This is a genomic window from bacterium (assembly GCA_019695335.1).
In the GTDB taxonomy this organism is placed as follows: Bacteria; CLD3; CLD3; order SB21; family SB21; genus JABWBZ01.
In genome coordinates this window covers 1-12,197 of sequence record JAIBAF010000043.1, presented here as the reverse complement: position 1 = coordinate 12,197, position 12,197 = coordinate 1, and the positions used below count along the sequence as shown (strand labels likewise).

At 44.3% G+C, this 12,197-nt stretch carries 8 protein-coding genes; 7 read left to right on the top strand and 1 reads right to left on the bottom strand.

The features are described 5' to 3' along the window. Positions 1-7: 7 nt before the first annotated feature. On the bottom strand, positions 8-3,040 hold the full coding sequence (locus tag K1X84_11390; protein MBX7152239.1) for a hypothetical protein: 3,033 nt from the start codon (positions 3,038-3,040) through the stop codon (positions 8-10). Between the two features lie 176 nt (positions 3,041-3,216). Between K1X84_11390 and K1X84_11385 the strand changes: the two genes are divergently transcribed. From K1X84_11385 to K1X84_11355, 7 genes are all read left to right on the top strand, one after another. Further along, entirely contained in the window at positions 3,217-4,404 is a 1,188-nt protein-coding gene (locus tag K1X84_11385; protein MBX7152238.1) for a hypothetical protein, read from the top strand. A gap of 50 nt (positions 4,405-4,454) precedes the next feature. After that, on the top strand, positions 4,455-5,561 hold the full coding sequence (locus tag K1X84_11380; protein MBX7152237.1) for a hypothetical protein: 1,107 nt from the start codon (positions 4,455-4,457) through the stop codon (positions 5,559-5,561). Between the two features lie 97 nt (positions 5,562-5,658). Further along, the gene (locus tag K1X84_11375; protein MBX7152236.1) at positions 5,659-6,366 is read left to right on the top strand and encodes a YebC/PmpR family DNA-binding transcriptional regulator; all 708 of its coding nucleotides are present in this window, start codon (positions 5,659-5,661) and stop codon (positions 6,364-6,366) included. A 4-nt stretch (positions 6,367-6,370) separates the two neighbouring features. Then, a complete protein-coding gene (locus K1X84_11370; GenBank protein ID MBX7152235.1) occupies positions 6,371-7,141 on the top strand; it encodes an FKBP-type peptidyl-prolyl cis-trans isomerase in 771 nt (256 codons plus the stop codon). Between the two features lie 58 nt (positions 7,142-7,199). Beyond that, positions 7,200-9,203 carry a hypothetical protein gene (locus K1X84_11365; GenBank protein ID MBX7152234.1) on the top strand — a complete coding sequence of 668 codons (2,004 nt, stop codon included), beginning with the start codon at positions 7,200-7,202 and terminating at the stop codon, positions 9,201-9,203. 69 nt (positions 9,204-9,272) lie between these two features. Continuing rightward, positions 9,273-11,321, top strand: a complete 2,049-nt coding sequence (locus K1X84_11360) for an acetate--CoA ligase family protein (GenBank protein MBX7152233.1) — start codon at positions 9,273-9,275, stop codon at positions 11,319-11,321. Between the two features lie 19 nt (positions 11,322-11,340). Further along, on the top strand, positions 11,341-12,000 hold the full coding sequence (locus K1X84_11355) for a hypothetical protein (protein ID MBX7152232.1): 660 nt from the start codon (positions 11,341-11,343) through the stop codon (positions 11,998-12,000). The last annotated feature ends 197 nt before the right edge of the window (positions 12,001-12,197 follow it).

The window sequence follows — 12,197 nt, the reverse complement described above, 5'->3', positions numbered from 1 at the left end:
TTTTTGATTACTTTCTTTCTTGTAACAAATAGGTCATCATATCGCCTTTGCCTTTGATCGTAACCATACCTCGTTTTTCAAATTTAAACTGATCTTTCAGAGCCGTGTACGTTGATTCGGTAACCTGAATGCATCCCGGAACGCCATGCGATTCCATACGGCTGGCGGTATTTACTGCGTCGCCCCAAAGGTCGTAAATAAATTTTTTCTTGCCGATGACTCCGGCGACGACGGGGCCCGTATTGATACCGATCCGCACTTGGACGGACGTGTTTTTGGCTTGGTTCAATTTGTTCAACTCATTCTGCATATCGAGCGCCATATTGGCCATCGCCAGCGCATGGTCAGGGCGAGGATTGGGAAGTCCGGAGACGATCATGTATGCATCGCCGATGGTTTTGATTTTTTCCAATTGATGTTTCTCCACGAGTCCGTCAAAAGCCGAAAATACATCATTGAGAAAACCAACTAATTCTTCAGGTGAAATGCGCGCCGATAACTTGGTAAAATCGACAATGTCGGCGAACAATACCGTTACCTCGGCAAAACTGTCTGCAATGGTTTCTTCTTGTGTTTTCAAACGCTCGGCAATGGGTTCGGGTAAAATATTAAGGAGCAATCTTTCCGATTTGTCACGCTCCAATTTTAAATCGCGTGTTCGTTCGTCTACCAGACGCGTTAGTTCTTTTTCGTGTTCGATCAATTGCCGGACGCGCCATTTATATCCACCGAAACCAGCGGCGATCAGTCCAATCACACACAAACTATAAAACCACCATGTTTGATAAAAAAACGGTTTGAAATAAAATGGCAAAGACAAGCCGGCTTCATTCCACATGCCGTCATTATTGCATGCTATGACTTTGAACGTGTATTCACCGGGAAAAATATTGGTATAATAAGCCGTACGACGCGTATCGGCGTCAACCCATTCATCATCAAAACCTTCAAGCATGTATTTAAAACGAACTTTTTCGGGAGCAAAATAACTGAGGCCTGCATAATGAAATTCAAATTTTTCCGTTCCCGGTCCGATTTCGATTTCATCGCCCAATTCAACGGTTTCATTATCAGCGATGATATTTTCAATGGCGACCGGCGGCGGCTCCATATTAGTTTTGATGACTTTGGGTTCGATCATAGCGATCCCTTTGATCGTAGGAAAACAAAGCATACCGTTTTTCATTTTCCAACCGGCCGGCTGTGATCCGCCGGTACATTCGCTGCTTTTCATGTCATCGGATTTTCCGTAGGCGATGTATCGAAGCGTTGCAATTTCTTTTTTATCCAGTTGATCGAAATCTTTGAGCGCAATTTTAAAGACGCCGCGGCTGCATGTCATCCACAAATATCCCTGATCGTCTTCCAGGATTTGAAAAACAATATCATTAAATAGACCTTGTGCAACGGTATAACTGACAAATTCGTCATCGTCGAGTCGCGCAATCCCGCCGCCCGAAGTTCCGACCCAAATCGTATTCCGTGAATCCTCAAAGATCGTGAGAATGTCGTTGCTCAATAGTCCGTCGTCGGTAGTAAAAGTTTTTGCTTTACCGTCTTTATAGGCCGTCACGCCACCGCCATTGGTACCGAACCACAGTTGGTCCGTGTGATCTTGCAGAATCGATGTAACGATGTCGCTGCCCAATCCGTCTTTGACGCTGTAGGCATTAAAACTGTTTTTATAAAACCTCATGACGCCGCCGCCGTTCGTACCAATCCAGACGCCGCCCGCACGATCTTCGTTCAAAACAAGAATATCATTGTTCGTCAAACCGTTTTTGGTACTATATTTGGTAATGCGTCCATTCTGAATACGATTCAATCCGCCGCCGTTGGTTCCGATCCATACATTACCCTGGCGATCGGCGAAAACCGAACGTACGAAATCATTCGAAAGCCCGTTTTTTGTCGAATATACTTTCACTTTTCCGTTTTTCAGTTGATTGACGCCGCCGCCGTCCGTACTGATCCACAAACTTCCGTCGCGTGATTCACATACGGACCGCACGTAATCATTGGACAAACCTTGATCCGATGTAAATGTTACAAAACGACGGTCTTTGAAACGGTTGAGCCCGCCGCCGTAAGTACCGACCCATAAACTTTGTTCACGATCGGCGAATATGGCCAAAACAACGTCTTTGGTCAATCCGTCCGCGGAAGTATATTTAGCGACGCGTTCGTCGCGTAGACGATTGAGCCCGAGGGCAGTACCGATCCAGACGGAACCAACGGCATCTTCGTGCACGGTCCACACTTCATTACTGGTCAAACCATTGTAAGTTGTATAATGAGAAAATTTCCCGTTTTTCAATCGCGTTACGCCGCCGCCCAATGTACCAATCCATAAATCGCCTTTCGGTCCTTCGTGCAGGGCGCTGACAAAAACGCCGGACATGCCGTCTTTGACCGTATAAGAACGAAATTTTCCGTCTTTGAATAAATTCAAACCTCCGCCGTTGGTGCCGATCCAAAGACGACCCTGCCGGTCGAGGCATAACGCTTTAATAAAATCGTTGGACAGGCCTTCTTTTTTGGTGTACACCGTAAACTTTTCGCCGTCAAATGCGCCGAGACCTGCATTGGTTCCGGCCCAAACATTACCGGAAGTATCCTGGGCGATCGCCGATACAACGTCGTGCGGCAAACCTTCTTTGGTTGAATAGCGTTTGAATCGGCCGTTTTTCATGGACAGCAATCCGTTACCGGTTCCGATCCAGAGATTGTGTTGTTTGTCTTCAAACAAAGCTAAAATTTGATTGCTTAAAATTTCTTTGGTATTAGTTCTGTCGAAAATCGTAAAAGTCAATCCGTTGAACCGCACCAATCCTTCGTGGGTGCCCAGCCAAAGAAATCCGTCATGCGTTTGCAGAATACAGTAAATCGTATTCTGTGGAAGTCCCTCATCGGTTTGCCACGTATTGTGGCTGTATTGTGCAATAGATTTCGAAGGATCAAGTGCAAAAACTGATGAAAGCGCGGCCATCCAAAAAACTAAAATCATTAAAAGCCACGGGCGCAAAATTTTGGAGAACATCGGGAAACCTCATATGGTAAGAGCAAGGGATTCGATTGGGTCGTTGAAAATGTATGAAACAAATTCCGCAGTTGCAATTTTTTTAACCCTAATAAGGGATGCCGTATCGGAAAAAACTTAGTATATTGTAAAAAGTTTGAAAACGTTATCGCGCTAAACATTATCCGGAGTATGCGTTGAAAGTAGCAGGTTCAGGACATTATTGTTATATAAAATTTTTATTTTGGCTAAACGCTTTCGTGTGTGTTATGACCATGAATCTGGCGGCACAGAAAAGTCCGATTATTATCGGTGAACGTACGGCCATTTTCTCAAAAATTTTAAATGAAGAACGGCCGCTGTTGATTTATTTGCCGCCTCAATATTTTACGACGCAAGCGTCGTTTCCGGTTATGTATCTGCTGGATGGTGAGGAGCATTTTCACCATGCAACCGGTGTCGTTGAATTTTTAGTTCGCCAAAATAAAATTCCGCCAATGATTGTGGTTGCAATACCGAATACGCAACGTACGCGCGATCTGACTCCCAAAATCGGAAATGACGACGAGCTGACCGGGGCAGGTGGAGCCGATCGTTTCGCCGAATTTATTTCCAATGAACTTATTCCATCCGTGGACAGCACCTATCGCACACAACCGTTCAGGCTTTTGGTCGGACACTCGTTCGGAGGGCTTTTTGCATTTCATACAATGCTGCATAAACCTGAATTATTCGATGCATTTATTTCCATCAGTGCGTCATTGTGGTGGGACAATCGCGGAGAAATTCGTACCGCAGAAAGTTTTTTTAAAAACCAAAAAAATTTCCCGAAGATCCTTTATTTTACGATCGGCAATGAAGGCAACGACATGGTTAAATCGAATGAAGCTATGAGTAAAATTCTGAAAAATGCTCCGAAAGACTTTCATTGGAAGTTTGCGTTTATGGAAAAAGAAAACCATGGCTCAATTGTTCATCGTTCATTGTACGACGGACTTGAATGGATGTACCTGAATTGGCAAATACCTGAAAATTATGAATCACTTGCTGTGGCAGGAATTGAGGAATATTACGAAAAAATGAAAATCAAATTCGGATATGAATATACGACTTTGGAGGCAATGATCAATTCGGTCGGTTATGCTTTGATGGGAAAAGGAAAAACCGCACAGGCAATCGAGGTATTAAAATATAACATAACCCGATTTCCGGATTCGCCTAATGTGTATGACAGTCTCGGCGAAGCATTGGAAGCGGCTGGACAATTGGATCAAGCGGCGATCAATTACCTGATTGCCGTAGAGCGCGGTTCGGCAGCCAACGATCCCAACACTACAATTTTCAGACTTCATTATAATAATGTGATGAAAAAACTCGGGCAATAATGTTAATGAACCGTGCAATTATATTTTTGATAATATTCATTGTTTTCAACTTGTCCGCGCAAGACAGTTCTGTCGTCGTAGGAATTCGTACACATATTCAGTCGAAAATTTTAAATGAAGAACGTGAAATCCTGATTTCTGTCCCCGATAGTTATACGAAAGGCGAGATGACCTATCCTGTGATGTATTTGCTTGATGCTGAAGAGCACTTCCGTCATGTGGCGGGTATCGTTGAATTTCTTTCCCAACAGAAACGTATTCCATCAATGATCCTTGTCGGTATCACTAATACCAAACGGATGCGCGATCTGACTCCAAAAACTGAAACCGATTCATTGAACAAATTTTCAGGCTCCGGCGGTTCAGACCGGTTTACTGATTTTTTGGAGAGTGAATTATTTTCATTTATTGAAAAGAACTATCGAGTCTGCTCTTATCGTATTCTTGTCGGGCATTCATTGGGCGGTTTATTTGCCGTTCACACGTGGTCTTCGCGCGCAAAACTTTTTAATGCTTATATTGCGATCAGTCCGTCGCTATGGTGGAACGGTATGCGTGTGATCCGGGAATCGGAAGTGTTTTTGAATAACGGACAAACTATTCCGTCGCTCTATGTTACGATTGGCGATGAAAGAGAAGACATGGTCCGCTCCAATGAATCATTGCATAAGGCATTGCAAAACCATAGAAGCCATTTTCAGTGGAAATATACGGTCATGGCCAACGAAGATCACGGATCGATCGCACATCGTTCTGTCTATGACGGATTGGAATGGCTGTATCAAGGCTGGCTTCTGCCGGCGAATTACGAAACCATGAACCTTGCTGAACTACAAAAGCATGCACAAGAAATGGCAAAAAAATTCGGATATGCCATCGTCACTGAACGCGAAGTTCTCAGCGCAACAGGCAATCGTCTTCGCGTCAAGGGTCAATTCGAAAAAGCCATTGCCGTATTACAATTCAATTCCACTCAAAACCCTGAATGGCCAACCGGATATGATGAGCTCGGTTTGGCGTTGGAAGTTGCCGGAAAATTAGATGAAGCAGCCATTCAATATCAATATGCAGTTGATAAAAGCCAGGTTATCGGCGATTCCAATACGGATTTATTCCGGCAACATTGGATGGCCATTCAAAAAAGATTAAAAAAGTAGCCCACCATTCATAAAGAAAATCTTTCATTTGAGAGATTTTTTTCATACACTCCCCCAGCTGAAAAATTATTAATTTTAACAAAAATTCCGGAACATTATGGGACGTATATTTGAGAAACGAAAATACAAAATGTTTGCGCGGTTCGACCGCATGGCCAAACAGTTTACAAAGTTCGGAAAAGAAATTGCTATTTCCGTTAAACTCGGCGGCGCCGATCCGAATCTGAATCCGCGTTTGCGTACGGCGATCCAAAACGCCAAAGCCGTTAACATGCCGAAAGACCGAATTGAAGCGGCGATCAAACGCGCATCGTCGAAGGATGAAAAAGAACTGCAGGAAGTTGTGTACGAAGGCTATGCACCGCACGGCATCGGCATGATTGTCGAATGCGCTACGGACAATCCGACACGTACCGTCGCCAATATCCGGATGCACTTTACAAAATACAACGGTTCATTGGGCGCGAGCGGCTCCGTGCAGTTTTTATTTGAACGTAAAGGCGTTTTTAAATTATCGGCCGAAGGCGTCAATCAGGATGAACTTGAACTCGAGTTGATCGATTACGGCGCTGAAGATTTTGCCGTGGATGAAAATGAAATTTATGTATACACCTCCTTTACCGATTTTGCGAAAATGCAAAAAACGCTTGAGGAAAAGAAGCTGAACGTCATCACGGCGGAATTACAATATGTGCCGAATTCGACCAATGAATTGAATGAAAAGCAGGAAGAAGACGTTTTGAAACTCGTTGCGGCGGTAGAAGAAGACGAAGATGTACAAAACGTATACCATAACATGAAGTAAATCTATGAAACACTTTTTTTGGTTACTGATTATTCCAACTTTTTTATGGGCACAAGACGTTCCATCGGATACGGTTACGACGGCCAGCGGTCTCCGGTATCTCATTTATAAAAAAGGCGATGGCGTTGCTGCAGCCAAAGGCCAATTCGTGGAAGTACATTATACCGGATTCCTGATGGACGGTAAAGTGTTTGATTCGTCTCGTGACCGCGGCGAGACATTTGATTTTACGCTCGGTAGTGGGCAAGTCATTAAAGGATGGGATGAAGGCGTAGCGTTGATGCATGCGGGCGATCAATTTCGTTTTATCATACCGGCGAAATTGGCGTACGGTGAACGCGGCGTGCCCAATGTCATTCCTCCGAATGCAACGTTGCTTTTTGATGTCGAATTATTGTCCGTCAGCGCTCCCAAAGTTTCCATCGCCCAAATGCTTGCACCGCTCATTGTTCAAAAAGGTGTCTTTGAGGCGATTAAGGTGTACCGTGAATTAAAACAAGCCAAGCCGAACGATTATAATTTCAAAGAGTCCCAGTTGAATACATTGGGCTATCAGTTGCTTCAATCCGGTCGTGTATTTGACGCTATTGAAATACTCAAACTCAATGCCGAAGTTTTTCCGTCTTCGTCCAATGTGTACGACAGTTTAGCTGAAGCGTGTGTGGCCATGGGCGACAAAACGAATGCCATCAAGCATTACAAAAAGTCCGTTGAATTGAATCCCAATAACACGAATGCTATTGAAATGCTGAAGATCCTTCAGCCGTCGAAATAGATTTTTAAACCTGCCGATACAATAAATTTCGTTCATTAAATCCTGAGGAAATCCGTTTATGAAGCGACTTCTATCCACGCTTCTTCTTGCCATGTTAGTAACCGGCACAGCCTGGAGCGGCGAACCTAAAGACTTCTCCACCGTCATCAAAGAAATTGTCGATCTCATGCAGGAGACGAACAAAACCGGCAAACCGCAGCGTCTGGCCGTTGTGACGTTTATTCCCACGAAAGCCGCCGATATTGACAAGAAAAACGAATTCGGTGAGTATATTACCGAATCGTTGATTTCCGCCGTGGGGGCCAAGAAAAATTTATTCAAACTTTTCGAACGCAAACGCCTCGACGCCGTACTGAAGGAAAACGATTTTATGCTCAGCGATCTTGTCGATCAAAATCAGGCGCAGAAAGTAGGCGAGTTGCTGCCGATCGATATTTTGTTTTCCGGAACGTATACGCGTCTGAAAAATTATATCGACGTCAATAGCCGATTGATTGATGTTGTGACAGGCGAGATTTTAATGAGTTTTTCAGGACGGGTTAAAATGACTGACGATCTGGCCAGTTTATTTCCGGAGGAGAATCAAACAACCGTTACGGCAAATGCCAATAAAGAAAGCGAACTCGATCGTTGTAAGCAACAGGCCAAAGAATTGAAAACCAAACTTAATGATCTTTCGTCCGACGATAAAGTTCAAAACCTCGTGAAAGATGCGATCAAGATTCCGTTTGACGTGCAATGTGGAGCCGTTCACTTCGACGTCTTGTATAGTTTTAAACGCTATAAGATTGAAAATGCTTCTTACGAACAATTTTTGAACAAGACTCTCGATACGATTGCATATCCGTCTAATGACGATCGGGCTTATGAAATTTTTCGCTTTTTCGGGCGAGACAGCCTCATTGACAATTCGGAGTGGAAATTAGGATTAAAAACGCTGAAAAAAGTTGGCAATTACCGTCTTGCCTCTCATATCAAGTATTTGCTGCAAGCGGAACCGATCGGGCCCAATCTCGATAAAATTTGCGGACGGATGGACGAGTTTTTTGAGCTCGTACGCGCCAATCAAGTCGGATTGCCCACTCCGATCGATATGACCGCGGCTTTTTTTCAAATGGCGGAAGGCGTGAAGAGTGATAAAGATCAGCGATTGAGAATTTATTTGTACGAAAATTACAGCCGGTATGTTACGCTCGATAAAGAAACATCGAAAAAAATATACAGCATATTGGTATCGATGTATAAAAACGAGACCGACGGTTCAAGAAAAACAAAAATTCTTGATTGGATCGCCGAATGGATCAATCAAAACGAATCCAATGAAAAGAATGCCGATCAGGCGTATGATTTTGTTCGCTCGTTTCTTCCGACGACCAATAAAGAAACTAACAAACGCATTGCGACCGAATATCCGCAGAGCGACTTGGAACGGTTGGTTGGTTTGTGTAAAGATAAATTGTCGGAGTACGCTTTAATGACGCCGTACAACAGCCAAAAAGAAGATCGGATTAATTTCTGCGTCGATTATGACGTACCGGTTGCCGGCGCCATTCCCACGATGCCGGAAGCACAAACAATTCTGGACGGCGAAGATTGGGAAGAGCAACAACGAATCCTGAAACTGCTTGTGCGCATGAAAGACAGGCCGAAACCGTTAGAAAGTTCATTAATCAAGATCATGGACAAAAAAAGTCTCGATCATAAAGACGATCTGAAAAAAATGCAGCCGATAGCGCTCGCGGTGCTTGGCAATATTCGTTCATCCAATCCTAAAGCGATCGATCACATGATTGCGTCCTTGATGAGCTTCGATTATTATTATTCCGATAATGCCAAAAACGCGTTGGTGCAAATCGGCAAACCGGCCGTGAAACCACTGATCGCAAAACTACAAGCCACAACCATTCACGACGGCGGTTTGCAATATATCATTATTGAAATTCTCGGGCGCATTGGCAAGGACGCCAAAGAAGCCGTTCCCGTACTGCAAGCGATGCTGCAAAAAACGATCAATAAAGATGTGAAATATGCCCTGGAAGCAGCATTGCAATCGATGCAATAAGTATAACAGGCCATCTAATTCTATCATGAAAGCTTATGTTGATGACATTGCTTTAAATTCAAAACGAACATGATTCATCCTTACCTTCTCCATCCCCGTAGTATTGCCGTTATCGGCGGCTCCAACGATATCCATAAACCCGGCGGTAAAGTTTTAAAAAACCTGATTGACGGAAAGTACCGTGGGTCTCTCTACATAGTCAATCCGAAAGAAGCTTCCGTTCAAGGGCAGCAATGTTATAACGATGTTGCAGCATTACCGGAAACGGATTTAGCTGTTATCGCTATAGCGGCTAAATATGTGCCGGAAACAATGCGTATATTGGTCAGAGAAAAAAACACGCGTGCATTCATTGTACTATCCGCAGGATTCAGCGAATCCGGTCATGCCGGAAAGAAATTGGAAGAACAATTGGTTTCCATTGCCAATGAATACGGTGCTTCATTGATCGGACCTAATGCGATCGGTGTATTAACGCCCGCCTATCACGGTGTCTTTACGGAACCGGTTCCGCCGCTTGACCCGAAAGGATGCGATTTGATTTCAGGTTCCGGTGCGACGGCGGTGTTTATTCTGGAAGCGGGCATTCCGAAAGGCTTACGTTTTGCAAATATTTTTTCTGTTGGCAATAGCGCTCAGTTAGGTGTGGAAGAAATTTTAGAACATCTCGATAATACATTCGATCCTGCGTCCAGCGCTCCGGTAAAACTGCTTTACATTGAAAAAATTGACAAACCTCAAAAATTGCTCAGGCATGCGTCGTCATTGATTCGCAAAGGATGCCGGATCGCGGCCGTCAAAGCCGGCGCTTCTGAGGCTGGAAGCCGTGCGGCTTCATCGCACACCGGCGCTCTGGCGAGTTCCGACACGGCCGTTGATGCCTTATTCAAAAAAGCCGGTATCGTGCGATGCGATGGCCGTGAAGATTTGATCGCCGTAGCGTGTGCGTTCAATAATAATCAACTTCGCGGTAATCGGTTTGCCGTGATTACGCACGCGGGTGGCCCGGCCGTGATGCTGACTGATGCTCTATCGAAAGGCGGATTTTCTGTTCCAAAAATTGATCATCCGAAAGCGGAGGAATTGCTAAACAAACTCTTTCCCGGATCCTCAGTAGCGAATCCGATTGATTTTCTCGCGACCGGTACGGCGGAACAGTTGAGTATCATTATCGATTATGTCGAAAAATATTTTACCGATATTGACGCTATGGCGGTGATTTTCGGAACGCCGGGGTTGGTGGAAGTTTTTGATGCCTACGCGGTCTTGCATGAAAAAATGCAAACATGTTCCAAACCGATTTATCCGGTATTACCGTCGGTCATCACCGCTCACCGGGAAGTTGAGGAATTTGTAAAACGTGGTCATACATTTTTTCCCGATGAGGTTTTGATGGCCAAAGCGCTGACAAAAATATATCAAACGCCGCAACCGGTTTCTGATGGCCAATTTTCAAAAATAAGTTTCGATAATATTCCGAATATCAATTCTATCCCTGAAGGATATCTCAGCCCGATTTTAGTTGCAGCTTTATTGGATAGCGCGAACATCCCACGGGTTAAAGAGCGCGAAACTGCCGATCGTGTTTCACTCTTGTCTGCAGCAAAAGAATTACGATATCCGTTGGTTTTAAAAATTGTCGGTCCGGTGCACAAGTCGGAAGTCGGCGGCGTTGCACTCAATATTACCTCAGAAGAAAAATTGTTATCCGAATTTGATCGTTTAATGTCTATTCCCGGTGCGCGCGGTGTATTGGTTCAGCCGATGATATCGGGGATTGAACTTTTTGCAGGCGTAAAATATGAAGAAGGCTTCGGACATATTATTGTGTGCGGTGCGGGTGGAATTTATGTGGAAGTCCTGAAAGACATCACTTACGGACTTGCGCCATTGTCTTCGGAAGAAGCCGTGCGGATGATCCGTTCTTTAAAAATTTATCCGATTCTCAAAGGAGCGCGCGGGCAACAACCTGTCGACGAAAATCTACTGGCTGATATTCTTGTGCGATTATCGGCGTTAGTAACGGCTGCGCCTTGGATTGTCGAAATGGATATTAATCCGCTTCTCGCGGCGCCTGAACGGATAGTTGCAGTGGATGCACGTGTGAAAAAGCATTAAATTTGAAATTGGAGTTACAGTGTTCATCGGGCATTTCGGCGTCGCGCTTGCCGCTAAAAAAATTCATCCCAAAACGTCGCTCGGAACGCTGTTCATTGGAGCGCAATTCATCGATCTTTTGTGGCCGTTGTTGTTGCTAACCGGTGTTGAACACGTGCGCATTGATCCGGGCAACACTGTTGTCACGCCGCTGGATTTTTACGATTATCCGGTCAGTCACAGTTTATTGATGACCATCGTATGGGGAATTCTTTTTAGCGGAATTTTTTATTTGAAATTTAAAGATGTCAAACAATTTTTAGTAATTGCCGGCTGTGTGACGAGCCACTGGTTTCTCGACTGGATTACCCATCGACCGGATTTACTTTTAGTGCCGAACGGCGCAAATTATTATGGCCTTGGTTTGTGGAATTCTTTGGTAGGAACCATGGTTGTGGAATTCGGAATTTTTGCGTTGGGTTTATGGTTATATCTCAAAACTACGAGCGCATCGAATCGTATCGGTCAATGGGCGTTGTGGAGTCTGATCGTTTTTTTAATTGCAGTATGGCTCGGTAATTTTTTCGGTTCGCCACCGCCCGATTCAAAAGCCATTGCCGTTGTTGGCAATGCAACATGGCTTTTAGTTTTGTGGGGTTATTGGTCCGATCGGAATAGAAATGTTCTTGCCGGCTCTTAAAAAAGAAAAGGAAGCTTTATGTTTACTCTCGAGAAAATCGAAACCGCGTCAAAAGCTGAATTATATGCCGCTTTAGAAAAACAGGTGCACCATCTTCTCGAAGGCGAAACCGATTTGATCGCGAATGCCGCTAATTTTTCTTCATTGCTATTTTATGCTTTGCCGGATTTAAATTGGGTTGGGTTTTATTTTTATCG